At 65.5% G+C, this 26,406-nt stretch carries 14 protein-coding genes, 2 tRNA genes, 3 rRNA genes and 1 pseudogene; 12 read left to right on the top strand and 8 right to left on the bottom strand.

The window, feature by feature from the left end:
* Positions 1 to 14: 14 nt before the first annotated feature.
* From K307_RS10050 to K307_RS10040, 3 genes are read left to right on the top strand one after another with little or no spacing between them, the layout of a single operon-like run.
* Complete coding sequence (locus tag K307_RS10050) at positions 15 to 1,361, top strand: hypothetical protein (protein ID WP_042877908.1); 1,347 nt, start codon at positions 15 to 17, stop codon at positions 1,359 to 1,361.
* A 2-nt stretch (positions 1,362 to 1,363) separates the two neighbouring features.
* A complete protein-coding gene (locus K307_RS10045) occupies positions 1,364 to 3,325 on the top strand; it encodes a glycosyltransferase (RefSeq protein WP_042877906.1) in 1,962 nt (653 codons plus the stop codon).
* Positions 3,326 to 3,360: 35 nt separating this feature from the next.
* Complete coding sequence (locus K307_RS10040; protein ID WP_042877905.1) at positions 3,361 to 5,208, top strand: efflux transporter outer membrane subunit; 1,848 nt, start codon at positions 3,361 to 3,363, stop codon at positions 5,206 to 5,208.
* Positions 5,209 to 5,238: 30 nt separating this feature from the next.
* On the opposite strand, the pseudogene K307_RS10035 reads toward K307_RS10040, so the two are convergent.
* A pseudogene (locus K307_RS10035) lies at positions 5,239 to 6,455 on the bottom strand (DUF1624 domain-containing protein).
* A gap of 2 nt (positions 6,456 to 6,457) precedes the next feature.
* Positions 6,458 to 8,644 carry a TonB-dependent siderophore receptor gene (locus K307_RS10030; RefSeq protein ID WP_042877904.1) on the bottom strand — a complete coding sequence of 729 codons (2,187 nt, stop codon included), beginning with the start codon at positions 8,642 to 8,644 and terminating at the stop codon, positions 6,458 to 6,460.
* Between the two features lie 99 nt (positions 8,645 to 8,743).
* Here K307_RS10030 and K307_RS10025 point away from each other — a divergent pair, with 99 nt between their 5' ends.
* Together K307_RS10025 and K307_RS10020 are read left to right on the top strand one after the other, a co-directional pair.
* Positions 8,744 to 9,166: a Fur family transcriptional regulator gene (locus K307_RS10025; protein WP_042877903.1), complete on the top strand. Its 423-nt coding sequence runs from the start codon at positions 8,744 to 8,746 to the stop codon at positions 9,164 to 9,166.
* Between the two features lie 202 nt (positions 9,167 to 9,368).
* Entirely contained in the window at positions 9,369 to 10,244 is an 876-nt protein-coding gene (locus K307_RS10020; protein WP_042877901.1) for an EamA family transporter, read from the top strand.
* A 41-nt stretch (positions 10,245 to 10,285) separates the two neighbouring features.
* Here K307_RS10020 and K307_RS10015 read toward each other — a convergent pair whose 3' ends face one another.
* Positions 10,286 to 10,867, bottom strand: a complete 582-nt coding sequence (locus K307_RS10015; protein WP_042877899.1) for a GNAT family N-acetyltransferase — start codon at positions 10,865 to 10,867, stop codon at positions 10,286 to 10,288.
* Positions 10,868 to 10,957: 90 nt separating this feature from the next.
* Between K307_RS10015 and K307_RS10010 the strand changes: the two genes are divergently transcribed.
* The 7 genes from K307_RS10010 to K307_RS09980 all read left to right on the top strand — a co-directional run bounded on the left by K307_RS10010 (position 10,958) and on the right by K307_RS09980 (position 20,846).
* Positions 10,958 to 11,431, top strand: a complete 474-nt coding sequence (locus K307_RS10010; RefSeq protein WP_042877897.1) for a winged helix-turn-helix transcriptional regulator — start codon at positions 10,958 to 10,960, stop codon at positions 11,429 to 11,431.
* A 321-nt stretch (positions 11,432 to 11,752) separates the two neighbouring features.
* Positions 11,753 to 13,072: an MFS transporter gene (locus tag K307_RS10005; RefSeq protein ID WP_042877895.1), complete on the top strand. Its 1,320-nt coding sequence runs from the start codon at positions 11,753 to 11,755 to the stop codon at positions 13,070 to 13,072.
* 65 nt (positions 13,073 to 13,137) lie between these two features.
* A complete protein-coding gene (nirB, locus tag K307_RS10000) occupies positions 13,138 to 15,699 on the top strand; it encodes a nitrite reductase large subunit NirB (protein ID WP_042877893.1) in 2,562 nt (853 codons plus the stop codon).
* A gap of 26 nt (positions 15,700 to 15,725) precedes the next feature.
* Entirely contained in the window at positions 15,726 to 16,109 is a 384-nt protein-coding gene (gene nirD / locus K307_RS09995; RefSeq protein ID WP_042877892.1) for a nitrite reductase small subunit NirD, read from the top strand.
* 61 nt (positions 16,110 to 16,170) lie between these two features.
* Positions 16,171 to 17,412 (top strand): NAD(P)/FAD-dependent oxidoreductase, encoded by a 1,242-nt coding sequence (locus tag K307_RS09990; RefSeq protein ID WP_051974797.1) that lies wholly within the window; start codon positions 16,171 to 16,173, stop codon positions 17,410 to 17,412.
* 41 nt (positions 17,413 to 17,453) lie between these two features.
* Positions 17,454 to 20,177, top strand: a complete 2,724-nt coding sequence (locus K307_RS09985; protein WP_042877890.1) for a nitrate reductase — start codon at positions 17,454 to 17,456, stop codon at positions 20,175 to 20,177.
* Between the two features lie 90 nt (positions 20,178 to 20,267).
* Positions 20,268 to 20,846: a dihydrofolate reductase family protein gene (locus K307_RS09980; protein ID WP_230625619.1), complete on the top strand. Its 579-nt coding sequence runs from the start codon at positions 20,268 to 20,270 to the stop codon at positions 20,844 to 20,846.
* A 143-nt stretch (positions 20,847 to 20,989) separates the two neighbouring features.
* Here K307_RS09980 and rrf read toward each other — a convergent pair.
* The 5 genes from rrf to K307_RS09955 form a co-directional block, all read right to left on the bottom strand.
* Positions 20,990 to 21,103, bottom strand: a 5S ribosomal RNA gene (gene rrf, locus K307_RS09975).
* 116 nt (positions 21,104 to 21,219) lie between these two features.
* Positions 21,220 to 24,098 (bottom strand): 23S ribosomal RNA (locus K307_RS09970).
* Positions 24,099 to 24,396: 298 nt separating this feature from the next.
* A tRNA-Ala gene (locus K307_RS09965) sits at positions 24,397 to 24,472 on the bottom strand.
* Between the two features lie 12 nt (positions 24,473 to 24,484).
* Positions 24,485 to 24,561, bottom strand: a tRNA-Ile gene (locus K307_RS09960).
* Between the two features lie 62 nt (positions 24,562 to 24,623).
* Positions 24,624 to 26,155 (bottom strand): 16S ribosomal RNA (locus K307_RS09955).
* The 16S, 23S and 5S rRNA genes sit together here with 2 tRNA genes alongside, the layout of an rRNA operon.
* Positions 26,156 to 26,406 lie beyond the last annotated feature (251 nt).

Here is a 26,406-nt window from a genome sequence, read left to right as displayed (position 1 = left end):
CGGGAGACTCCCTGATGCGACGACCATTACCTGATACACGCCCCTCCAGGATCGCGGCAAGCCTGCTGCTCGCTGGCCTGCTTGCCATGGCACCACGCGCTGCTTCCGCGGCGCAGGCGGCAGCACCACCCGCGCAGCAAACCCTGCTGGCCGACGGCTGCAAGGCGCTGGCCGAGCGCGTCAGCCGCGAACCGGGCAACGGTCCGCTGTTCCTCGGCAGCTACGAGCCCGCGCCAGGGGGCGAGCCACTGGCGCCGGCACTGCGCAATGCCGCCTTCGTCTACGACAACGCGCTGGCCGGCATCGCGCTGGTGGCCTGCAAGCGCCCGGCCGAAGCGCGCCGCATCGCCGACGCCGTGCTGCAGGCCACGCGCCAGGACCGGCATTACCGCGACGCGCGCCTGCGCAACGCCTACCGCGCCGGTGCGTTGCCGGCAGGCCCGGCACCGCTGCCGGGCTGGTGGGACGAGCCCAGCAAGCGCTGGTTTGAAGACGCCTACCAGGTCGGCACCGCCACCGGCAACGTGGCCTGGGCCGCGCTGCTGCTGCTGGCCGTTCACGAGGCCACGCGCGACGCGCGCTACCTCGACGGCGCCGCCGCGCTGATGGGCTGGGTGCATGGCAGCATGCCGGACGACGGCGCCCCCGCGGGCTATATCGGCGGCTTCTTCGGCCATGAACCCAAGCAGACGCGACAGGGCTGGAAGTCCACCGAGCACAACGTCGACACCTATGCCGCCTTCAGCTGGCTGGCCAGCCTGCGCAACGACCCGCGCTGGCGCGACGGCGCCGCGCGCTCGCGCGGCTTCGTCAACGCCATGTGGCAGCCGCGCGAGGGCCGCTTCATCATCGGCACGCGCGACGACGGCCGCGCGCCCAACGCCGGCCCCTCGGCGCTGGATGCCGTGCTGTGGCCGCTGATCGCGATTCCCGATCCGCCGCAGGACTGGCGCCGCAGCCTGGCCTGGGTCGACGCACGCCATCGCGCCGGCGCCGGCTACGGCTTCAAAGGCAGCCCCGACGGCATCTGGACCGAAGGCACCGGACAGGCCGCGCTGGTGCTGCAGGCCGCCGGCCTCACGCAGCAGGCGCAGCCCCTGTGGCAGTTGCTGCTGTCGCAACGCGCGCCGTCCGGGATGCTCTACGCCACGCCGGAATCGCGCATCAGCACCGGGCTGTCGATCGGGCCCACCTCGACCACGGAGGACTTCTACTACTTCCACCTGCCGCACCTGGGCGCCACCGCCTGGGCCGTGCTGGCCGCGGCGCGCTGGAACCCCTTCCGTCCGGGCGGATGCCTGGAACCGTCCTGCCCGCCCCCGGCCGTCGCAGCAGCGACCAACGCCACTAACAAGGAGTGATGATGTTCGCCCTCTTCCTCGAGAACCAGACGCTGCTGGTCATCAACGGCGGCGTGCTGCTGGCGGTGGTGTTGCTTGCGCTGATGTGCCGGCAGGACCGGCCCGCCGACCGCGTGCTGTTCGGCGGCGTCACCGCCTTGCTGCTGGTGGTCTACCTGACTTGGCGCGTGCGCGAAACGCTGCCGGACTGGCAGATGACCTTCACCAGCGTGTGGGCGCATGTGTTCTTCGCGTTCGAATGCATGACGCTGGCCTATACGCTGCTGTCGATCGTGGTGCTCACGCGCAACAGCAACCACTCGGCTGATGCCGATGCGGGCGAAGCCGCGCTGCGCCGCGCGCAGCAGGTGCCGCGCGTGGACATCTTCATCGCCACCTACAACGAAGGGCTGGAGATCCTGGAGAAGACCATCGTCTCCGCACTGGCGATCGACTATCCCGACTTCCGCGTCTGGGTGCTGGATGACACCCGCCGCGACTGGCTGCGCAAGTTCTGCGACAGCGTGGGCGCGTACTACGTGACGCGCCCGGACAACGCGCACGCCAAGGCCGGCAACCTCAACAACGGCCTGCGCCACAGCGCCGAGGCCGGCGGCGCGCCCTACATCCTGGTGCTGGACGCCGACTTCGCGCCCCACCGCAACATCCTGCTGCGCACCGTGGGCCTGTTCAACGAGCCGCGCGTGGGCGTGGTACAGACACCCCAGTTCTACTACAACGCCGACCCGATCCAGTACAACCTGCGCGCCACCGAATGCTGGGTCGACGAGCAGCGCGCCTTCTTTGACGTGATGCAGCCGGCCAAGGACGCGTGGGGCGCAGCGTTCTGCATCGGCACCTCGTTCCTGGTGCGGCGCGACCTGGTCGATCTGATCGGCGGTTTCCCCACCGGCACCGTGACCGAGGACATCCACCTGACCTACCGACTGCTGCCGCACGGCTATATCACGCGCTGGCTCAACGAGCGCCTGAGCGTGGGCCTGTCCGCCGAAGGCCTGCCCGAGTACATCAGCCAGCGCAGCCGCTGGGGGCTGGGCACCATCCAGGTGGCGCTGACCGCGGACGGGCCGCTGCGCGGACGCGGCTTCACCCCGGCGCAGCGGCTGCACTATGTGCACGGCCTGCTGCACTGGCTCTCGCGGCCGTTCACGCTGATGCTGCTGGCCGGGCCGCTGCTGTACTGGTATTTCGGGGTCTCCACGCTGTACGGTGAGCCGCTGCAGTTTCTCGCCTACGGCCTGCCGGCACTGGTGGCGTACTGGGCCTACAGTATCTGGATCACCGGCCAGCGCGCGCTGCCCATCTTTACCGAGGTGACGCAGATCGTGGCGTCACTGGCCGTGACCGCATCGCTGGTCAGCGCGATGTTCAAGCCATTCGGGCGGCCGTTCAAGGTCACCAACAAGGGGCTGGACCGCTCGAAGCTGGTGATCCACGGCAAGTTCGCCGCGCTCTATGCCGGGCTGCTGGCGCTGTCGGCGCTGGGCCTGGGGCGCGCGCTGGTGGTCGACCCGGATGCGCCGGGGCTGGCCTTCAACACGGTCTGGACCGGCGTGGCGCTGATGCTGTACCTGGCGTCGTTCCTGGTCTGCGTGGAGCTGCCGCGCCCGCGCAAGGAAGAGCGCTTCCCGCACCGCGCGGCGGCGTTGCTGCGCGTGGACGGGCGCGAGTACCGCGTCACCACCAAGGACCTGTCCTGCAACGGCGTGGCCGTCACCACGCCGCTGGCGCCCGCCTTCCTTGCCGGCACCGACGGCGCGCTATGGCTCAGCCAGACCGGATGGATCCCTTGCCGCATCGTGCGCCGCGACGGCCAGTTGCTGGGCATCGCGCTGCATGCCGACATGGCGGCGCGACACAGCCTGATCCGCCTGCTGTTCACCGACCCCGCGCACAACATCGCCCGGCAAGGCCGGCCACGGCTGGCGATCTCGCGCTTCATGCGGCGCGCGCTGCTGGGCTGAATACCACTTTTTTCTTCGACTTTCCGGGACCCTTCATGCGAAGCCTGCCACGCCGCCGTACCCTGCCCCCGCCGCGCCTGCTGTTGCCTGGCGCACTCGTACTGGCCCTTGCGGCCTGCACGCTGGAGCCGCAGTACCAGCGGCCGGATGCGCCGATTCCGTCAGCCTTTCCGCAGGGTGCCGCCTATCGTCGCGACGCGGCCAATGCCACTGGCGCGGCTCAGGCCGCAAAGCCGGGACAGCCCGCACAGCCCGCCGGGCCCTCCGCCGCGGACCTGGGATGGCGCGACGTCTTCGTCGATCCGCAATTGCGGCAGCTGATCGAGCTGGCGCTGGCCAACAACCGCGACCTGCGCATGGCGACGCTCGCCATCGACGAATCGCGCGCGCTATACCAGATCGAGCGCGCGGCGCAGTTCCCCACCGTGGAAGGCAATGCCGGCATGGTGTCGCAGCGGCTCTCGCCGCGGCTGCGCGCGCCGGGCCAGTCTCAGCAGATCACTACCTACAACGCAGGCATCGGCTTCACCGCGTTCGAACTCGATTTCTTCGGCCGGGTGCGCAGCCTCAAGCATGCGGCGCTGGAGGAATACATGGCGACGGAAGAGGCGCGACGCAGCGCGCAGATCAGCCTGGTGGCGGAAGTGGCCAACGCCTACCTGACGCTGCAGGCTGACCGGGAACTGCTGCGGCTGTCGCAGGAAACGCTCAAGACCCAGCAGGACGCGGCCGAGATGGTTCGGCGCGGGCGGCAGGCCGGTGCCATGGCCCAGCTCGACCAGCATCGCGTGCAAACCCAGGTGCAGACCGCGCAGGTCGGCGTGGAGCAGTACACGCGGCAGGTGGCGCAGGACGAGAACGCGCTGACGCTGCTGGTCGGCGCCCCATTGCCGAAATCCGTGACCGATGCGGGTGCGGCAGCGGGCAACGCGGCAGCGAAGCCGGATCCGCTCGAACCACGCACGCTGCTGAGCGAGTTTCCCGAAGGACTGCCGTCGAGCCTGCTGGAGCGGCGTCCCGACGTCCTTGACGCCGAGCACCGGCTCAAGGCCGCCAACGCCAATATCGGCGCGGCGCGCGCGGCGTTCTTCCCGCGCATCTCGCTGACCGGCGCGCTGGGCGTGGCCAGCACCAGCCTGGCGGGACTGTTCTCCGGCGGCATGGCGTGGCTGTTCGCACCGCAGCTCACCGTGCCGATCTTCGACGGCGGCCGCAACCGCGCCGGGCTGGATGCGGCCAATGTGCGCAAGGACATCAACGTGGCCAACTACGAGAAGACCATCCAGACCGCTTTCCGCGAAGTGGCCGACAGCATGGCGGCACGCGCCACCTACGAGCGCCAGGTCAAGGCGCAGGAAGCCCTGGTACGCGAAGGCAGCGAAACGCGGCGATTGTCTGAAATGCGTTTCAAGAATGGCGTGGACGACTACTTCGGCGTATTCGATGCGCAGCGCCAGCTCTACACCGCGCAGCAGGCGCTGGTCACGTACAAGCTGGCCGGGCTGACCAGCCGGGTGTCGCTGTACAAGGCGCTGGGGGGTGGCTGGCGCGAGGTAGCCGACGCCTCCGGTGGCGGCGCAAACCCCGCGCCGGCCGCGCGGCCCCAGGCGACGGCCCGGCCACAGGCGGCAGCGCGGCCCCAGGCGGTAGCGCAGCCCCAGGCCGCAGCGCAGCCCCAGGCCGCAGCGCAGCCCCAGGCCGCAGCGCAGCCCCAGGCCGCAGCGCAGCCCCAGGCCACAGCGCAGCCCCAGGCCGCAGCGCAGCCCCAGGCCACAGCGCAGCCCCAGGCCGCAGCGCAGCCCCAGGCCACAGCGCAGCCCCAGGCCACAGCGCAGCCCACGGCCGCGGCGCAGCCATCGCCCGTTGCGGCTACGCCCCGTTGAGCCAGGCGGTGCGCAATCGCAGTGCGCTGGTCAGAAGTATTTCAGCCAGCGCCAGTCGCGCCGCCTCGCCTTCAGCGCGGCGAACCAGCGTACCGCCGGCCACAGCAGGCAGGCCAGCACGGCTGCCACCAGCCAAAGCTGCCAGACGTGGTCGAAGCCGAAGACCCTCCCCTGGTTAAGGCCCCACTGCCGCACGCAGGCCTGGTACAGCCCCTGCAGCACGTACAGGTGCAGCAGGTAGAAGAACATCGGCACCGACCCGAACACGGCCAGGCGCTGCGCCAGCCAGCCACGCTGCGTGCGCTCCAGCCAGACCAGCAGCAATAGCCCCACGCCCAGCGTCAGCAGCAGGAACAGCAGCGACGGCGGGTACTTGGTGACGTTGAGAAGCTCATCGCAGTATGCAGCGCGTCGCCGCCCGGCATCCACTTCTGCGCCTGGCCGTAGCCGTTCAGCCCGCGCAGCACGGCAAAGGCCGCCAGCGCCGCGACGGCGCAGCCGGCGAGGCGCCGCTGCCTTGCACCGGCAGGCATCGACGCGGCAAACCACTGCCCTGCCGCGTAGCCTAGCGCGATCACGCCGATCCACGGCAGCACCGGGTATGAGGTGCGCACCCGCAGCCCGTCGGCAATATCGATCCAGGTACGGTCGTGCAGGATGGCCCAGGGTATATGCCACACGCTTTCCGGCGGGAAATGCAGCGGGCTCAGCAGGTTGTGCCCGGCCACCAGCGCGATTCCGACAGTGATCAGCACCGGCCGGGGCAACCACACCAGCGCCGCCAGCGCCATCATGCTCAGGCCGATGGCCCAGATCACCTGCAGGTAGACCACCTGCGGCGGGTAGGTCCAGGTCCAGGCAAAGCCGACCAGCGTCAGCTCCAGCACCACCAAGAACACGCCGCGCCGCAGCAGGAAGCCGCTGACCGCGCCGCGGTCATGGCCGGCCGCGCCGTAGAGCCAGGCCGAGACGCCGGCCAGCCAGATAAACACTGGCGCGCACAGGTGGGCGGCGAGACGGCTGAAGAAAAGCGCCGGTGAGGTCGCGCTGGCATCCATGGGATCGGCGACCTGCACGTGCAGGAAGAACAAATCCCGCACGTGGTCGAGCAGCATGATCAGGATGACCAGTCCGCGCAGTGCGTCGATGGACAGCAGCCGGCCGCCGGCCGGCCGCGCGACCGCGGCAAAAGGGGAGACTGTCGGCAGAGATGGAGGCGCGGCAGTGCGCGCGTGGCCTGGCAGCATTGTCAGTAGCTCAGTTGCACGCCCAGGCGCACGGTGCGGCCCGCGCCCGGCGCGATCCACAGGTTGCTGTACGAGCTGGCGTAGTAGGTCTTGTCGAACAGGTTGCCCACATTCAGCGACACGCGCAGCTTGCGGCTGTATTGCCAGTAGCCATGCAGGTCCACCGCCACGTATGCGGGCAGCGAGAACGAGTCCTGCACATCGCCCGGGCGCCGTCCGACGTAGCGCAGCCCGGCGCCGACGCCGTACCGCTGCCCGATCGGCGCCGCGTCTTCATACACCGCCAGCAGGCTGCCGCTGGTGCGCGGCACGTTGGACAGCGGAGTGCCCGGCGCGATGCGCGTGTCCTGCGTGATCTCGGCATCGGTCAGCGCAAAGCTGCCCGACACGCGCCAGTGCGTGCCGATCTGCCCGGCCACGTCCAGCTCCACGCCACGGCTGCGCGCTTCGCCGGCGGCGATGAAATACGACGGATCGGCGGGATTGGCGGCCAGCACGTCGCGCTTGCGGATCTCGAACACGGCCAGCGTGGCACCGGTGCGGCGGTCGTCGCTGTCGAACTTGATGCCGGCCTCCATGGCGCGGCCGCGCTCCGGGTCGAACGGCTGGCCGGCGGCGTCGACGCCGGCATTGGGCCGGAACGACTGGCTGGCATTGGCGAACAGCGACACGTTCCGGCTGGCCAGGTAGCTCACGCCCACGCGCGGCGACACCGCGTTCTGGTGCTGCGTCGTGCGGGTGCCGCGCAGGTGGTCGTCCAGCGACTGGTCGAAGGCATCGAAGCGCGCGCCGGCCAGCACGCGCCAGCGCTCGCCCAGGCCGATCTGGTCCTGCGCGTAGACGCCGACGTTGAGCTGGCGCTCGTACGTGTCCATGTTCCAGGGCAGCGGCGGCGCCGGCTGGGCATAGACCGGATCGTAGATATCGATCGCGTACGGCGCGGCGGCGGTCGGGTTCTTGCGCAGCACCTGCATGGTGTTGCCGAAGCGGTAAGCGTCCACGCCCATCAGCAGTTCATGCCCGACCGGGCCCGTGCTGAACTTGCCGGTCACGCTGGCTTGCAGCGAGACGTCGTCAGACTGGAAGTCGCGGTAGCGCCGCGAGCGCGACAGCGTGCGGCCGTCGGCGGCGAGCGCGGCGGCCTCGGAGGAATGCCCGGTGAGCGCGCCGCCGCGATATGACAAGGCCAGCCGCCCCTTCCACCGCTCGGTGAACTGGTGCTCCACGCTGAGCTGATGCGACTGGCTGTCGAGCCGCATGTCGCCGTCGCCGGGCTCGCCCAGGAAACGCGAGCGCGGGATGCGGCCCAGCTGCCCGTTGACGGCGACTACGCCGCGGTCCATCGGCGTGGTGTAGCGCTGGAATTCCCCCGCGTACTGCAGGATGGTGTCGTTGCCCAGCGTCCAGGTGAACGACGGGGCCACCAGGTAGCGCTGGCTGTGGATGTAGTCGCGCGTGCTGCCCTGGTGGTCGGCCACGGCGATCAGCCTGCCGGCCACGTTCTCGCCCAGCGGGCCGGTCACGTCGGCCGCCAGCCGGTAGGCGTCGCGCGTGCCGGCCTCGAACGAATAGGTCTGCGCGGGCCGGAACTGCGGCTGGCGCGTGACCACGTTGAAGGTGCCACCGGGCTCGCCGGTGCCGTACAGCGAGGACGTGGGGCCCTTGAGCACATCCACGCGCTCGATGGTGGCCGCGTCCATCGGCGCGGTATAGCCGCGGTTGGCGGCAAAGCCGTTGACCAGGTAGCTGGCGCCGGTGTTCTCGTTGCCGGTGAAGCCGCGCATGGCAAAGTTGTCCCACAGGCCGCCGAAGTTGTTCTGGCGCGCAACCCCACTGACATGGTCGAAGGTCTGGTCGAAACGGGTCGCGGCGATATCGTCAAGCATCGCGCGCGGCACCACGCGCACGGACTGCGGGATCTCGCGCAGCGCGGTGTCGGTGCGGGTGGCGCCCGACGCCTCGGGCGGGTTGTATGATGCAGTGGCCGTGTCGACCACCGACACCGCCGGCAGCGTAATATCGGAGGCCTCGGCGGCATCGGCCAGGCCCGATATCGCGAGCATCAGCGCGGCGACTGGCCGCAGCGAGCGCGCCGGTGTGTGGCGCGGGAGACGAGCGGCAGGCAGGAACGCGAACGGCGCACGGCAAGGCTGCCTGCGCCGGGCAAGGCTGGGCTGCGAAAGCAGCATGGTAGGAACACCCCGGAAAGGACGAGTCACCGCAGCGGCAACCAGGTAGTAACCGCACAAACCCGTTAATGATAATAAATTCTCATTAAGATTTTAGGCATGGAACGCATGACCCGTCAACGCGGAGCGGTTATCGACGCACTCCGCGAAGCCGGCCGGCCGCTGAGCCCGGCCGAGATCCTGGCCGCGGCGCAGCGCCAGGTCCCCTCGCTCGGCCTGGCCACGGTCTACCGCAACCTACGCGCGCTGCTGGACGACGCACAGGTGCATGCGGTCGAGCTGCCGGGTCAGCCGGATCGCTATGAACTGGCGGACGAACCGGGCGTCGTCACGCACCGGCACTATTTCCAGTGCCTGTCGTGCGACCGTGTCTTCCCGCTGGAAGGTTGCCCCGGGCACCTGGAAGAGATCACGCCGCCGGGCTTCGAGGTCGAGCACCACGAACTGACGCTGCTGGGGCGTTGCCCGGATTGCGCGAGCAAGCCGGGCAAGCGGCGCAAGGCTGTGTCGCGCAATCACTGAACGCGCATGCCCGTGGCTTGCTCCCCTCTCCCGCTCGCGGGAGAGGGGCCGGGGGAGAGTGCAGGCCCGTGATTACCGCACGAGCTCCAAAACAACTGTACTGCGCCAACCACCCCAACCTGTATATGGCGCCAGGGCGGCATCTGCCCCATGATGCCGCTGCACCGCGCACCAGACGCATGCCAAATAACAGGATCCCCAATTGCCGCAAACCGCCGCCAACCGAAGCTCGACCCTGATCGCCGTCCTGGCCCTGACCGGGTCGATGGCCTCGCTGTGCATCGGCACCTCGTTTGCCAAGAGCCTGTTCACGGCGCTGGGCGCGCAAGGCACCACGGCGCTCCGCGTAGGCTTCTCGGCGCTGATCCTGCTAGGCGTCTGGCGGCCATGGCGCATCCCGCTGACGCTGGCCAACGCGCGCGCGATCGCGCTGTATGGCGCCGCGCTGGGTGCCACCAACCTGCTGTTCTACATGTCGCTGCGCACCATCCCGCTGGGGCTGGCGATCGCCATCGAGTTCACCGGCCCGCTCGCGGTCGCAGTGATGTCGTCGCGGCGCGCGATCGACTTCCTGTGGATTGCGTTTGCGGTGACCGGCCTGCTGCTGTTGCTGCCGGTGGGCGAAGCGGCCGGCACGCTCGATCCGGTCGGGATCGGCTATGCGCTGGCCGCCGGCGTGGGCTGGGCGCTCTATATCGTGTTCGGGCAGATGGCGGGCAACGCCCACGGTGGCCAGGCGACGTCGCTGGGGCTGACCATGGCGGCGCTGGTGGTGATGCCGTTCGGGTTGGCGCACGCGGGCACCGCGATGTTCAGCCCGACGCTGCTGCTGTTCGGGCTGGCGGTGGGCGTGCTGTCGAGTGCGATTCCCTATTCGCTGGAGATGGTGGCGCTCAAGCGCCTGCACCGGCGCACCTTCGGCATCCTGCTGAGCATGGAGCCGGCCATGGGCGCGCTGGCGGGGCTGGTGTTCCTGCACGAGCAGCTGAGCGCGCTGCAGTGGCTGGCGATCGCCAGTATCATCACGGCGTCGGTGGGCTGCACGCTGACGGCGCGCGGCAAACGCGCGGCCGGCTGAGGCGCGCGGCAAGCGCCGTTCGCTGAGGGGGCACCCTTCCCTCAGCGCGCGCCGAACCAGTCTGCCGGCAGCGACTGCGCGCTGCGTGCAGGCGCGCGCAGCGCCAGCGAGACTTCATGCAGGTAGCTGTCCTCCGGATTGCGGCGGGTGCTGAAGCCACAGTCACGCAGGATGGCGAGCATGCGGCGGTTTTCGCTGAGCACGTCGCCACGCATCGCGTGCAGGCCGGCGGCCCCGGCCAGGTCGCGCAGCTTGCCGATCAGGCGCCGGCCCAGCCCCTGGCCTTGCCAGGCATCGGCGACCACCACGGCCAGTTCCGCGACCCGCCCGCTCACCACGTATTCGGCGCTGGCGACCACGGCCGGCTCGCCGTCGGCGCCGGGCGCCTCGATCACCAGCGCCACGCCATCCGGACCCGGGCTGGCGAGGCCATCGACGATCTGGTCCACCACGCGCCCGCCGGTCAGGAAGCGGAAGTAGCGGCTTTCGCGCGACAGGCCGTCCACTAGCGCCCGCAGCGCCCCGCCATCCTGCGCCCGGGTGCGGCGCAGTGTGACCCGCACGCCCCGCTTCACCGTCCAGCTTTCCGCATCACCCGACCTAATTTCGCTCTTACCTTCCATGCCACCACCCTGACTACATTGTTTGTAGCCAGAGTATAGGCAATAACCTGACTTTTGCAAATGAAGTCAGCATGCTATGCTGGGTTCACCATGAATATCACTGCGTCCGACATCCGCCACTGCTCAATCGCCGCCACGCTTTCGCTGATCGGCGAAAAGTGGACGATCCTGATCCTGCGCGATGTCCTTCACGGCGTGACGCGCTTCGACGACTTCCTGCGCCGGCTGGAATGCTCGCCGGCCGTGCTGTCGGCGCGGCTCAAGACGCTGACGGAGGCCGGACTACTGCGCAAGGTCAGCTACCGCGAACCCGGCGAGCGCGAACGCTTCGAATACCGCCCCACCCGCGCCACCGTCGAGTTGCTTCCCGTGCTGATCGGGCTGATGCAATGGGGCGACTGCCATATGGCGCCGGATGGCGAAGGTCCGGTGCAGGTCCGCTCCCGCGCCAGCGGCAAGCTGGTGCGCGCCGCGCTGGTCGACGAGGACGGCGCGCTGGTGTCACCGCGCGACATGCAGGTGATCCCCATGCGCCGCCCCGCAGAAGAAGGCGAGGACGCTTAGGTTCCGGGCGCCGCATGCTGCATCGCACCGTAGCGGCCCACTGCACTGCACCATGACTGTGCCGTCCCCGAGGCGGCCGCCCCACCGCAGCGCATCGGCTGCGTCCCCCAAGGCGCCTGAGCGCGCCAATCCCCTATCTGCCGTCACTTATACGCCTGGCACACCCCTTGCGTAAGTGGGTCGGGCCCGTCAACGGCGACCGGCCCATCCCCCCACACACAGCCCCTATCCCATGTAGCGGCTGTCAGGACAACGGCGTCCCCTGAACTGGCCTTGACGGCTTGGTTTTCGGGACGCCATTTGTTTTTGGAGCAAGCGACGATGACCGGCAAAGCCACCCGCATTCAACTGCTGAGCCTCGGCACCCCGCAGATGCGTGCCTTCCACCTGACCTGGATGGCGTTCTTCGTCTGTTTCTTCGCGTGGTTCGCCTGCGCGCCACTGATGCCCGTGCTCAAGGGCGAATTCGGCCTGACTCCGGGCCAGATCGCCAACATCAATATCGCGGCGGTGGCTGTGACCATCCTGGTGCGCCTGGTGATCGGCCCGATGTGCGACCGCTTCGGCCCGCGCAAGACCTACACCGGCCTGCTGGCGCTGGGCGCGCTGCCCGTGCTCGGCGTGGCGCTGGCGCAGAACTACGAGACCTTCCTGTTCTTCCGCCTGCTGATCGGTGCGGTCGGCGCGAGCTTCGTGATCACGCAGTACCACACCTCGGTGATGTTCGCGCCCAACGTGGTCGGCACCGCCAACGCGGCCGCAGCCGGATGGGGCAATGCCGGCGGCGGCGCGGCACAGGCCTTGATGCCGCTGCTGCTGGGTGCGGTGCTGATGCTCGGCGCGGATCACGCGCTCGGCTGGCGCTTCGCGCTGCTGGTGCCGGGTGTGCTGATGCTGGTGATGGCGGTGATCTACTGGCGCTTCACGCAGGACTGCCCGGAAGGCAACTACTCGGACCTGCGCGCTCGCGGCATCCCCATCACCGGCAAAGACGGCGGCAAGGGTGGCGGCTGGGCCAGCTTCCGCGCCGCCAGCGCCAACTACCGCGTATGGCTGCTGTTTATCACCTACGGCGCGTGCTTTGGCGTGGAGATCTTCATCCACAACATCGCCGCTTCGTTCTACGTGGACCGCTTCGGCCTGAGCCTGAAGGCCGCGGGCCTGGCCGCCGCCAGCTTCGGCCTGCTGGCGCTGTTTGCCCGCGCCCTGGGCGGCTGGCTGTCGGACAAGGCGGCACAGCGCCGCGGCCTCGACGCACGCTCCATGCTGCTGTTCGTGCTGATCCTCGGCGAAGGCCTGGGCCTGCTGTGGTTCGCGCAGGCCGGCAGCGTGACGCTGGCCGTGGTCGCGATGCTGCTGTTCGGCCTCTTCACCCACATGGCCTGCGGCGCAACCTACGCGCTGGTGCCCTTTATCGACCGCAAGGCGCTGGGCGGCGTGGCCGGGATCATCGGCGCGGGCGGCAATGTGGGCGCCGTCGCCGCGGGCTTCCTGCTCAAGGGCCTGGGCGACCTGCAGCAAACGCTGACGGTGCTGGGCGTACTGGCCGCCATTGCCGCGCTGTGCGCCATTGCCATCCGCTTCAGCGCCGAGCACAAGGCCCAGGAGCAGGCGCTGTACGACAGCGCGCTGGCCAACTGAATCCCCTGCATCGCCCCCACAGCACAACAAGCAGCAAAGACTGACTACCGGACAAGGAAAGCATCATGAAACTGATCATCGTCGGCCACGGTATGGTGGGTCACAAGTTCCTGGAATGCCTGGCGGAAGCCGGCGCGCAGAATCTGGAAGTGACCGTACTGTGCGAAGAACCGCGTCCCGCCTACGATCGCGTGCACCTGTCCGAGTTCTTCGCCGGCAAGTCGGCCGAGGATCTGTCGCTGGTACCCGCCGGTTTCTTCGAGCAGCACAACAACATGCTGCTGCGCCTGAATGCCCGCGCCGTTGAGATCGACCGCGCCGCGCGCACGGTCAAGGTTTCGACCGGAGAGACCCTGTCCTATGACAAGCTGATCCTCGCCACCGGCTCCTACCCCTTCGTGCCGCCGGTGCCAGGCAAGGACCGCAAGGACTGCTTCGTCTACCGCACCATCGAGGACCTGGAAGCGATGCGCGAATGCGGCGCACGCTCCAAGACCGGCGTGGTCGTCGGCGGCGGCCTGCTCGGCCTGGAATGCGCCAAGGCGCTGCGCGACATGGACCTGCAGACCCATGTGGTGGAGTTCGCCCCGCGCCTGATGGCCGTGCAGGTCGACGAAGGCGGCGGCCGCATGCTGCGCCAGAAGATCCAGGGCCTGGGCGTGACCGCCCACACCGGCAAGAACACCGTTGAAATCGTCGACGGCGAAGACGGCACGCACCGCATGGTGTTTGCCGACGGCACGCACCTCGACACCGACATGATCGTGTTCTCCGCAGGCATCCGCCCGCGCGACGAGCTGGCGCGCGCCAGCGGCCTGGCGGTGGGCGAGCGTGGCGGCATCGCGGTCGACAACAACTGCCGCACCTCCGACCCGGACATCTACGCCATCGGCGAATGCGCGCTGTGGCAAGGCAAGATCTATGGCCTGGTAGCCCCGGGCTACGACATGGCTCGCGTGGCCGCACGCCACCTGCGCGGCGAAAGCGCCGAGTTCGGCGGCGCCGACATGAGTACCAAGCTCAAGCTGATGGGCGTGGACGTGGCCAGCATCGGCGATCCGCACGGTACCGTGCCGGGCGCACGCATCTACCAGTTCAGCGACGACCGCAAGGAGGTCTACAAGAAGCTGGTGGTGTCCGACTGCGGCAAGTACCTGCTGGGCGGCGTGCTGATCGGCGACGCCAGCGAGTACGGCACGCTGCTGCAGATGATGCTGAACAAGATCGAGCTGCCGGAGTCGCCGGAATTCCTGATCCTGCCCGACGGCAGTGGCAAGGCCAAGCCGGCGCTGGGCGCCGACGCCCTGCCCGACACCGCCCAGATCTGCTCGTGCAACAACGTCTCCAAGGGCGAGATCTGCGGCGCCGTTTGCGACGGCGCCACCAGCATCGGTGCGCTCAAGACCTGCACCAAGGCCGGCACCGCGTGCGGCGGCTGCGTGCCGCTGGTCACGCAGATCATGAAGGCCGAGATGAAGAAGCAAGGGATGGCGGTCAACAACCACATCTGCGAGCACTTCCCCTTCTCGCGCCAGGAGCTCTACCACCTGGTGCGCGTGGGCAAGTTCAAGACCTTTGACGCGCTGCTGGAAGCGCACGGCAAGGGCATGGGCTGCGATATCTGCAAGCCGGCGGTGGGCAGCATCCTGGCCTCGTGCTGGAACGAGTTCGTGCTCAAGGAAGAGCACGCCAGCCTGCAGGACTCCAACGACTACTACCTGGCCAACATCCAGAAGGACGGCACCTACTCGGTGGTGCCGCGCATGCCGGGCGGCGAAGTCACGCCCGAGGGCCTGATCGCCGTCGGCCAGGTCGCCAAGAAGTATGGCCTGTACACCAAGATCACTGGCGGCCAGCGCGTGGACCTGTTCGGTGCACGTGCCGAGGAACTGCCCTATATCTGGGAAGAACTGATTGCAGCGGGCTTTGAGTCGGGGCATGCCTACGGCAAGGCGCTGCGCACGGTGAAGTCGTGCGTGGGCTCGACGTGGTGCCGTTATGGCGTGGGCGATTCGGTCGGCCTTGCGATCGAGCTGGAGAACCGCTACAAGGGCCTGCGCGCGCCGCACAAGATCAAGTTTGGCGTGTCCGGCTGCACCCGCGAATGCGCTGAGGCACAGGGCAAGGACGTGGGCGTGATCGCCACCGACAAGGGCTGGAACCTGTACGTCTGCGGCAACGGCGGCATGAAGCCGCGCCACGCCGAACTGCTGGCGAGCGACCTCGACCACGACACGCTGGTGCGCTACATCGACCGCTTCCTGATGTTCTACGTGCGCACCGCCGACCGCCTGCAGCGCACCAGCGTCTGGCGCGACAACCTGGAAGGCGGCCTGGACTACCTCAAGTCCGTGGTCCTGGACGACAAGCTGGGCATCGCTGCCGAGCTCGAATCCGAGATGCAGCACGTGGTCGACACCTACGAAGACGAGTGGAAGAAGGCCGTGACCGATCCGGAGACGCGCAAGCGCTTCCGCCACTTCGTCAACAGCGACCGCCGCGACGACAACCTGGTGTTTATCGAGGAACGCGGCCAGATCCGCCCGGCCACGCCGGAGGAACGGAACTTGCAGCGCTCCCGGCTGGGCCACATTCCTGTGGTCGCCGTGCCCGCAAAAGCTGCCTGACCGTGGCCGAAACTAAGGAGAACGTGATGAGCCATCCCCACCATCCCGAAAGCTGGACCGCCGTCTGCACCGTACGCGATATCGTGCCCAATACTGGTGTGTGCGCACTGGTGGACGACAAGCAGATCGCCGTGTTCCGCATCGGCAGTGGCGAAGAGGTCTACGCCATCGACAATTTCGATCCCAACTCGCAGGCCGCGGTGCTGTCGCGCGGGCTGGTGGGCAACCTGGGCGATCGCCTGGTGGTCGCCTCGCCCATCTACAAGCACCACTTCGACCTGCGCACCGGCGAATGCCTGGAGGCGCCGGAGCACTCGGTCAACGCGTACGGCGCGCGCGTCTATGACGGCAAGGTATGGGTCGCCGCCAGCGTGGTGCTGCGCGAGGTCGAAGAAGAACTGGCCGCCTGATACCGCCCTCGCGCCCTCGATGTTCGCCCTACGCTCACCTTTTTGCCTTGGAGATGCCGGCATGACGCCATCCGACAACCCGCAGTCCCGCCCGCGCCTGGTCGTTGTCGGCAACGGCATGGCCGGCATGCGCACCGTCGAGGAGCTGCTCAAGCTCGCCCCGGACCTGTACGACATCACGGTGTTCGGGGCCGAGCCGCATGGCAACTACAACCGCATCTTGCTGTCGCCGGTGCTGGCCGGCGAGAAGACGGTGGCGGACATCATGCTGAACACGCGCGAGTGGTATGACGAGCACGGCATCGAGCTGCTCGCCGGCGATCCGGTAGTGGCGATCGACCGCCCGCGCCGCATCGTGCGTTCGGCCTCGGGGCGCGAGGTGCGCTATGACCGCCTGCTGCTGGCCACCGGCTCCAAGCCCTTCATCCTGCCGGTGCCGGGCCACCAGCTCGACGGCGTGATCGCGTTTCGCGATATCCAGGACGTGGAGACCATGCAGCAAGCCGCGCGCAACCACCGCCATGCGGTGGTGATCGGCGGCGGCCTGCTCGGGCTGGAGGCGGCCAACGGGCTGCTGCGCCAGGGCATGGACGTGACCGTGGTGCACCTGCCCGACAGCCTGATGGAGCGCCAGCTCGACAAGCCCGCTGCCACGCTGCTCCAGAGCGCGCTCGAACGCAAGGGCCTGCGCTTCATGCTGGGCGCGCAGACCGCGGAAGTCCTCGGCACCGAGCGTGTCACCGGCGTGCGCTTCAAGGACGGCAGCGAGATCCCCGCCGACCTGGTGGTGATGACCGCTGGCGTGCGCCCCAATATCGAGCTGGCCGCCGGCGCCGGCCTGCACTGCGAGCGTGCCATCGTCGTCGACGACACGCTGCAGACCTACGATCCGCGCATCTACGCCGTGGGCGAGTGCGTGCAGCACCGCCAGGCCACTTTCGGCCTGGTCGCGCCGATCTGGGACCAGGCCCGCGTGTGCGCCGCCCACCTCGCCGGCGCCGGCCATCGCCGCTATGTGCAGCAGGCCACCGCAACTAAACTGAAAGTGACCGGCGTGGACCTGTATTCGGCCGGCGACTTCATCGGCGGCGAAGGCAGCGAGGACCTGGTGCTGCGCGATGCGCGCCGCGGCGTCTACAAGCGCCTGGTGCTGCAGGACGGTTGCCTGGTCGGCGCCGTGCTGTACGGCGACGTGCAGGACGGCCCCTGGTACTTCGACATGATCCAGCGCCGCACGCCGGTGGCCGCGCTGCGCCAGCGCCTGCTGTTCGGCCAGGCGCAGTGCGAAGCGCTCGCCGCATAAGCATCACCGTAAGCCATACAACGCCCCCGCACGGAGAACGCGTGAACCTGTCCGACATCCCGGTCGTTTCGGCTACCCCGACCATCACCACCGCCACCACCTGCCCGTATTGCGGCGTCGGCTGCGGCGTGCACGCCACCGTGCGTGCCGACGGCCAGGTCGAGATCGCGGGCGACGCGCAGCACCCGTCCAACTACGGCCGGCTGTGCGTCAAAGGCTCGGCGCTGGGCGAGACGGTGGACCTCGAAGGCCGCCTGCTCCACCCCAAGCTGCGCGACGCGGACGGCAGCCTGCAGCAAGTGTCGTGGGACCGTGCGCTCGACACCGTGGCACAAGGCTTCTCCGACATCATCCGTCGCCACGGCCCGGATTCGGTGGCGCTCTATGTCTCGGGCCAGTTGCTGACCGAGGACTACTACGTCGCCAACAAGCTGATGAAGGGTTTCATCGGCAGCGCCAATATCGACACCAACTCGCGGCTGTGCATGTCGTCGGCCGTGGCCGGCCACAAGCGCGCATTCGGCGAAGACCTGGTGCCGGGCAACTATGAAGACCTGGAACTGGCCGACCTGGTGGTATTGGTGGGCTCCAACACCGCGTGGTGCCACCCGATCCTGTTCCAGCGCCTGTCCAAGGCCAAGGAAGCGCGCCCCGAGATTAAGATCGTGGCGATTGACCCGCGCCGCACTGCCACCTGCGAACTGGCCGACCTGCACCTGGCAATCCGCCCGGGCACCGACGTGTGGCTGTTCAACGGGCTGCTGAGCTACCTGGCGCGCGAAGGCCACAGCAATGCAGCCTTCGTCGCCGCGAGCACCGCGGGTCTGGACGAGGCCCTGCAGACCGCGGATGCCGCCTGCGCCGATCCGGCTGCCGTGGCGCGCGCCTGCAAGCTCAACGTGCAGGACGTGCTGGCCTTCTATCAGCTGTTCGCGGATACGAATAAGGTCGTGACGGCCTTCTCGCAAGGCGTCAACCAGTCGTCGTCGGGCACCGACAAGGTCAACAGCATCATCAACTGCCACCTGCTGACCGGCCGCATCGGCGAGCCCGGCATGGGCCCGTTCTCGCTGACCGGGCAGCCCAATGCGATGGGCGGGCGCGAGGTCGGCGGCCTGGCCAATATGCTGGCCGCGCACATGGAGCTGGCCAACCCGCTGCACCGCGAGGTCGTGCAGAGCTTCTGGCAGTCGCCGGTCGTCGCCGACCGTCCGGGCCTGAAGGCGGTGGAACTGTTCGAAGCCATCGAAGCCGGCCGCGTCAAGGCGGTATGGGTGATCGCCACCAACCCGGTGGTGAGCCTGCCCGATGCCGACCAGGTGCGCCGCGCGCTCGCAAAGTGCGAACTGGTGGTCGCCAGCGACATCATCGAGCGCACCGACACCAATGCCGGCGCGCACGTGCTGCTGCCTGCGCTGGGCTGGGGCGAGAAAGACGGTACTGTTACCAACTCTGAACGTCGCATCTCGCGCCAGCGCGCCTTCCTGGCGGCGCCGGGCGAGGCGCGCGCCGACTGGCGCATCCTGTGCGACGTGGCGAGCCGGATGGGTTTCAGCGGCTTCGACTATGCAGGCGTGCATGAAATCTTCGACGAACACGCGCGCCTGAGCGCCTGGCGCAACGACGATGCGCCGCGCGTGTTCGATATCGGCGGGCTCGCCGGCATGGACAAGGAGCACTACGACACGCTGGAGCCGGTGCAATGGCCCGTGCCCGCCAATGCCACGTCCGATTCCCGCCGCCTGTTCCGCGACGGCCGCTACGCCCACGCCGACGGCCTGGCCCGCTTTGTCGCGACGCCGCCGCGCGCGCCGGCCCATGCGCCGGACGACGATTTCCCACTGATCCTCAACACTGGCCGCGTGCGCGACCAGTGGCACACCATGACGCGCACCGGCAAGTCGGCGCGGCTGGCCGACCACCTGCCCGAGCCCTTCGTCGACATGCACCCGCAGGATGCGCTGCTGTGCGGCGTGGGTGAAGGCAAGCTGGCGCGTGTCAGCACGCGCTGGGGCGCGATGGTGGCGCGCGTACACCATGGCGGCGGCATCCCGCGCGGCAGCGTGTTCGTGCCGATCCACTGGAATGGCCAGTTCAGCTCGGATGCGCGCGTCGGTGCGCTAGTCAACCCCGCGGTCGATCCCGTATCGGGCGAGCCCGAGTTCAAGCACACGCCGGTGCGCGTGGAGCCGTTCGGCGTGAACTGGCACGGCTTCGTGCTGAGCCGGAGCGAGCTGCCGGCGGAGGCGCTGACCTACTGGACGCGCGTGCAAGGCCGCCAGTTCCAGCGCTACGAATTCGCCGGCCGCGAAGCCATCGCTGACCGCGCCACCTGGGCGCGCGCGCTGCTCGGCGTGACCGATCCGGACGCCGATTGGCTCGAGTACGAAGACCGCACCGCGGGCGTCTACCATGCCGGCTACGTCGTCAACGACCGGCTCGAAGCCTGCGTCTACGTCTCCTCGCGGCCCGAGTTGCCGTCGCGCGCATGGCTCGCCGGCCTGTTCGGCCGCGACCGGCTCGAGGATACCGACCGCATCGGCCTGCTGCTCGGCCAGCCAATGGAAAAAGGCGCCGATACCGGCCCGACGGTGTGCTCGTGCTTCGGCGTGGGCCGCAACACCATCTGCGATGCGGTGCGCAAGCACGACCTGAAGACGCCGGCCGAGATCACCGCCTGCGTCAAGGCCGGCGGCAATTGCGGCTCGTGCGTGCCGGAGCTGAAGAAGCTGCTGGTGGAAGTGCGCGTGGCGGAAACTGCCTGAGCGCTGGTTGAGCGCTTCGGGGTAGCATAGCGGCCGGAACCGGCGGGCCAGTCAATGGCCCGGCCGGACCGCACCGCCCCGGAGCGCCCCGTGACCACTTCACCGAACCTGCGTTTTTCCGTCTTTATCGCCGCCAGCCTCGACGGCTTCATCGCCCGCACGGACGGCGAACTGGACTGGCTACTCACGGCCACCACCTCCACCGACGATCACGGCTATGCCGCCTACATGCAGTCGATCGACACACTGCTGCTGGGCCGGCACACCTACGAGAAGGTACTGAGCTTCGATCCGTGGCCTTACGCCGGCAAGCGTGTCGTGGTGATGAGCAACACGCTCGATGATGCCGCCATCCCGCCCGCGCTTGCCGGTCAGTTCAGCCTGCAGCACGGCACCGTGCACGACGCCGCGGCAGCGCTGGCCGCGGCCGGCGCCAAGAGCGTCTATGTCGACGGGGGCAAGCTGATCCAGTCGTTCCTGGCTGAAGGGCTGATCGATAGGCTGACCATCACGCGTATCCCGATGCTGATCGGCAACGGCATTCCGCTGTTCGGCAATGCCGGGCACGATATCCGGCTGGCGCACCTGCGCACCACGACTTACGAAAGCGGCTTCGTGCAGAGCACCTATCGCGTGGCGGCGCCGCTGGCCACGGCAACCCACTGCTGAATTCGATGAAGATTCGGTCGGACTAAGCTGGACGCTGGAATTTGAACAACTTGCGTGCTGTTGGAGAGCGCGCCGGCGTTGAATTCCGCGTTCCAAAAGGCAAAAACCCCAGCCTGTTAGGGCTGGGGTTCTGCGGGATAAGAGCCTGGCGATGACCTACTTTCACACGGGTAATCCGCACTATCATCGGCGCGGAGTCGTTTCACGGACCTGTTCGGGATGGGAAGGGGTGGTTCCAACTCGCTATGGTCACCAGGCATAAGGGGTTGTGGCGCTGGGGTTGAAGCCAGCGTCACGAATAGGGATGTAGTTGGGGGTTGTGCGTATCTGGCACAGACACGATCACACACACCAGGTAAAACACACTGGTTATAGGATCAAGCCTTACGGGCAATTAGTACTGGTTAGCTTAACGCATTACTGCGCTTCCACACCCAGCCTATCAACGTCCTGGTCTCGAACGACCCTTCAAGGAGGTCAAGCCTCCAGGGAATCCTCATCTTCAGGCGAGTTTCCCGCTTAGATGCTTTCAGCGGTTATCTCTTCCGTACATAGCTACCCTGCGATGCCTCTGGCGAGACAACAGGTACACCAGCGGTACGTCCACTCCGGTCCTCTCGTACTAGGAGCAGCCCCCGTCAAGATTCCAACGCCCACGGCAGATAGGGACCAAACTGTCTCACGACGTTTTAAACCCAGCTCACGTACCTCTTTAAATGGCGAACAGCCATACCCTTGGGACCGGCTACAGCCCCAGGATGAGATGAGCCGACATCGAGGTGCCAAACACCGCCGTCGATATGAACTCTTGGGCGGTATCAGCCTGTTATCCCCAGAGTACCTTTTATCCGTTGAGCGATGGCCCTTCCATTCAGAACCACCGGATCACTATGTCCTGCTTTCGCACCTGCTCGACTTGTCGGTCTCGCAGTTAAGCACGCTTTTGCCATTGCACTTTAGGTACGATGTCCGACCGTACCAAGCGTACCTTCGAACTCCTCCGTTACACTTTGGGAGGAGACCGCCCCAGTCAAACTGCCTACCATGCACTGTCCCCGACCCGGATTCACGGGTCAAGGTTAGAACCTCAAACAAACCAGGGTGGTATTTCAAGGACGGCTCCACGTAGACTAGCGTCCACGCTTCAAAGCCTCCCACCTATCCTACACAGATCGGTTCAAAGTCCAATGCAAAGCTACAGTAAAGGTTCATGGGGTCTTTCCGTCTAGCCGCGGGGAGATTGCATCATCACAAACACTTCAACTTCGCTGAGTCTCGGGAGGAGACAGTGTGGCCATCGTTACGCCATTCGTGCAGGTCGGAACTTACCCGACAAGGAATTTCGCTACCTTAGGACCGTTATAGTTACGGCCGCCGTTTACCGGGACTTCAATCAAGAGCTTGCACCCCATCATTTAATCTTCCGGCACCGGGCAGGCGTCACACCCTATACGTCCACTTTCGTGTTTGCAGAGTGCTGTGTTTTTATTAAACAGTCGCAGCCACCATTTTATTGCAACCCCGTCACCCTTCTGGCGCAGGCCAGTCAAGCTACCAGGGCGTACCTTATCCCGAAGTTACGGTACCAATTTGCCGAGTTCCTTCTCCCGAGTTCTCTCAAGCGCCTTAGAATACTCATCTCGCCCACCTGTGTCGGTTTGCGGTACGGTCTCGTATGACTGAAGCTTAGAGGCTTTTCTTGGAACCACTTCCAATTGCTTCGCAGCACTAGGCCGCTCGCCCCACATCCTTGAATTCCGCGCCCGGATTTGCCTAAGCGCCTTCTCCAATGCAGGGACCGGGACTTCCAACACCCGGACAACCTTCCGCGATCCGTCCCCCCATCGCATCATACGACGGTGCAGGAATATTAACCTGCTTCCCATCAGCTACGCATCTCTGCCTCGCCTTAGGGGCCGACTCACCCTACGCCGATGAACGTTGCGTAGGAAACCTTGGGCTTACGGCGAGGGGGCCTTTCACCCCCTTTATCGCTACTCATGTCAGCATTCGCACTTCTGATACCTCCAGCATCCTTTACAAGACACCTTCACAGGCTTACAGAACGCTCTCCTACCACGCGCTTGCGCGCGTCCGCAGCTTCGGTATATGGCTTAGCCCCGTTACATCTTCCGCGCAGGACGACTCGATCAGTGAGCTATTACGCTTTCTTTAAAGGGTGGCTGCTTCTAAGCCAACCTCCTGACTGTTTTAGCCTTCCCACTTCGTTTCCCACTTAGCCATATTTGGGGACCTTAGCTGGCGGTCTGGGTTGTTTCCCTCTTGACACCGGACGTTAGCACCCGATGTCTGTCTCCCGTGATTGCACTCTTCGGTATTCGGAGTTTGCTATGGCGGGGTAATCAGCAATAGACCCCCCAACCATGACAGTGCTCTACCCCCGAAGGTGAGACACGAGGCACTACCTAAATAGTTTTCGGAGAGAACCAGCTATTTCCAGATTTGTTTAGCCTTTCACCCCTATCCACAGCTCATCCCCTAACTTTTCAACGTTAGTGGGTTCGGTCCTCCAGTACGTGTTACCGCACCTTCAACCTGGCCATGGATAGATCATCTGGTTTCGGGTCTACACCCAGCGACTCAACGCCCTGTTCGGACTCGCTTTCGCTACGCCTGCCCTAATCGGTTAAGCTTGCCACTGAATGTAAGTCGCTGACCCATTATACAAAAGGTACGCCGTCACCCGTTGCCAGGCTCCGACTGTTTGTATGCATGCGGTTTCAGGATCTATTTCACTCCCCTCCCGGGGTTCTTTTCGCCTTTCCCTCACGGTACTGGTTCACTATCGGTCGATCACGAGTATTTAGCCTTGGAGGATGGTCCCCCCATCTTCAGACAGGATTTCACGTGTCCCGCCCTACTTGTCGTACACCTAGTTCCACAATCGTGTTTTCGCATACAGGGCTATCACCTGCTATGGCCGGGCTTTCCATCCCGTTCTGCTAACACCACTGCTAAAGAGTACAAGGCTCTTCCCATTTCGTTCGCCACTACTTTGGGAATCTCGGTTGATTTCTGTTCCTGCAGCTACTTAGATGTTTCAGTTCGCCGCGTTCGCTTCCCACACCTATGAATTCAGTGTGGGATGACCCATACGGGCCGGGTTTCCCCATTCGGACATCTCCGGATCAAAGCTTGTTTGCCAGCTCCCCGAAGCTTTTCGCAGGCTACCGCGTCCTTCATCGCCTGTGATCGCCAAGGCATCCACCACATGCACTTGTTCGCTTGACCCTATAACGAGTGTGTCTCGATCGCTCGAAACAAGTCGCTACAGGATGAGTTCTCGCATTTGTGCCGTATTCCAAGTCATCTTTCGATCACTTAAATACATTTTGGTTGATACAATCACAACCCGGTATCGTGTTTTGTACTGCAGCCTCTCATCAAGGCTTCACGACACCTTTACTACATCCCATATTTTTAAAGAACAGCCGATCATTCGATCGCTTGGCAATGCCAAATGAAAACACTCGCAACCTCATCGTCGCGATGCGCTTTCATTTGACAACCAATCCAAGGTACCAGGTGATGGTGGAGGATGACGGGATCGAACCGACGACCCCCTGCTTGCAAAGCAGGTGCTCTCCCAGCTGAGCTAATCCCCCGTACGGATAACTTGGTGGGTCTGGTAGGACTTGAACCTACGACCCCCGCCTTATCAAGACGGTGCTCTAACCACCTGAGCTACAGACCCTTGGCTGTAACAGCAAACAAACCGATAAGTGTGAACGCTAGGCTTGAGACACAAGCCTCTAGAAAGGAGGTGATCCAGCCGCACCTTCCGATACGGCTACCTTGTTACGACTTCACCCCAGTCATGAACCCTGCCGTGGTAATCGCCCTCCTTGCGGTTAGGCTAACTACTTCTGGCAAAACCCACTCCCATGGTGTGACGGGCGGTGTGTACAAGACCCGGGAACGTATTCACCGCGGCATGCTGATCCGCGATTACTAGCGATTCCAGCTTCACGTAGTCGAGTTGCAGACTACGATCCGGACTACGATGCGTTTTCTGGGATTAGCTCCCCCTCGCGGGTTGGCAACCCTCTGTACGCACCATTGTATGACGTGTGAAGCCCTACCCATAAGGGCCATGAGGACTTGACGTCATCCCCACCTTCCTCCGGTTTGTCACCGGCAGTCTCTCTAGAGTGCTCTTGCGTAGCAACTAGAGACAAGGGTTGCGCTCGTTGCGGGACTTAACCCAACATCTCACGACACGAGCTGACGACAGCCATGCAGCACCTGTGTCCACTTTCCCTTTCGGGCACCTAATGCATCTCTGCTTCGTTAGTGGCATGTCAAGGGTAGGTAAGGTTTTTCGCGTTGCATCGAATTAATCCACATCATCCACCGCTTGTGCGGGTCCCCGTCAATTCCTTTGAGTTTTAATCTTGCGACCGTACTCCCCAGGCGGTCAACTTCACGCGTTAGCTACGTTACTGAAGAAATGAATCCCCAACAACTAGTTGACATCGTTTAGGGCGTGGACTACCAGGGTATCTAATCCTGTTTGCTCCCCACGCTTTCGTGCATGAGCGTCAGTGACGTCCCAGGGGGCTGCCTTCGCCATCGGTATTCCTCCACATCTCTACGCATTTCACTGCTACACGTGGAATTCTACCCCCCTCTGACATACTCTAGCCTTGCAGTCACAAGCGCCATTCCCAAGTTAAGCTCGGGGATTTCACGCCTGTCTTACAAAACCGCCTGCGCACGCTTTACGCCCAGTAATTCCGATTAACGCTCGCACCCTACGTATTACCGCGGCTGCTGGCACGTAGTTAGCCGGTGCTTATTCTTCCGGTACCGTCATCGACCCGGGGTATTCACCCAGGCCATTTCTTTCCGGACAAAAGTGCTTTACAACCCGAAGGCCTTCTTCACACACGCGGCATTGCTGGATCAGGGTTGCCCCCATTGTCCAAAATTCCCCACTGCTGCCTCCCGTAGGAGTCTGGGCCGTGTCTCAGTCCCAGTGTGGCTGATCGTCCTCTCAGACCAGCTACTGATCGTCGCCTTGGTAGGCTCTTACCCCACCAACTAGCTAATCAGACATCGGCCGCTCCTGTAGCGCGAGGCCTTACGGTCCCCCGCTTTCACCCTCAGGTCGTATGCGGTATTAGCTAATCTTTCGACTAGTTATCCCCCACTACAGGGCACGTTCCGATGTATTACTCACCCGTTCGCCACTCGCCACCAGGCCGAAGCCCGTGCTGCCGTTCGACTTGCATGTGTAAGGCATGCCGCCAGCGTTCAATCTGAGCCAGGATCAAACTCTTCAGTTCAATCTCTGTGTGGACCCTCGCGGGCCCTCGCTCTTTCGAGCGGTCGCTCACTCTCAGAAAACTGACTGACCAGATCCGAAGACCCAGTCACGTTTTGCTGTGCGAGCACTGATAACTTTTGAAGCATCACTGTCCGAAGACAGCGGCGTCCGCTACCCAGCGCCCACACTTATCGGTTGTTTGGTTGTTAAAGAACCTGGTCTTTCGACCGCGCCTCCGGCTTTGCCGTTAGCGTCGCTGCGTCAGCAGCA

It is taken from the genome of Cupriavidus necator A5-1, from assembly GCF_000744095.1.
GTDB lineage: Bacteria > Pseudomonadota > Gammaproteobacteria > Burkholderiales > Burkholderiaceae > Cupriavidus > Cupriavidus necator_A.
This window is presented reverse-complemented; position numbering and strand designations above follow the sequence as displayed.

Excerpts from the sequence above, each read along its gene's own strand:
- K307_RS10030 (WP_042877904.1), bottom strand. The coding sequence starts at position 8,644 with ATGCTGCTTTCGCAGCCCAGCCTTGCCCGGCGCAGGCAGCCTTGCCGT.
- nirD (WP_042877892.1), top strand. The coding sequence starts at position 15,726 with ATGAGCCATCCCCACCATCCCGAAAGCTGGACCGCCGTCTGCACCGTA.
- K307_RS10025 (WP_042877903.1), top strand. The coding sequence starts at position 8,744 with ATGGAACGCATGACCCGTCAACGCGGAGCGGTTATCGACGCACTCCGC.
- nirB (WP_042877893.1), top strand. The coding sequence starts at position 13,138 with ATGAAACTGATCATCGTCGGCCACGGTATGGTGGGTCACAAGTTCCTG.
- K307_RS10050 (WP_042877908.1), top strand. The coding sequence starts at position 15 with ATGCGACGACCATTACCTGATACACGCCCCTCCAGGATCGCGGCAAGC.
- K307_RS10040 (WP_042877905.1), top strand. The coding sequence starts at position 3,361 with ATGCGAAGCCTGCCACGCCGCCGTACCCTGCCCCCGCCGCGCCTGCTG.
- K307_RS10005 (WP_042877895.1), top strand. The coding sequence starts at position 11,753 with ATGACCGGCAAAGCCACCCGCATTCAACTGCTGAGCCTCGGCACCCCG.
- K307_RS10045 (WP_042877906.1), top strand. The coding sequence starts at position 1,364 with ATGTTCGCCCTCTTCCTCGAGAACCAGACGCTGCTGGTCATCAACGGC.
- K307_RS10015 (WP_042877899.1), bottom strand. The coding sequence starts at position 10,867 with ATGGAAGGTAAGAGCGAAATTAGGTCGGGTGATGCGGAAAGCTGGACG.
- K307_RS10010 (WP_042877897.1), top strand. The coding sequence starts at position 10,958 with ATGAATATCACTGCGTCCGACATCCGCCACTGCTCAATCGCCGCCACG.
- K307_RS09990 (WP_051974797.1), top strand. The coding sequence starts at position 16,171 with ATGACGCCATCCGACAACCCGCAGTCCCGCCCGCGCCTGGTCGTTGTC.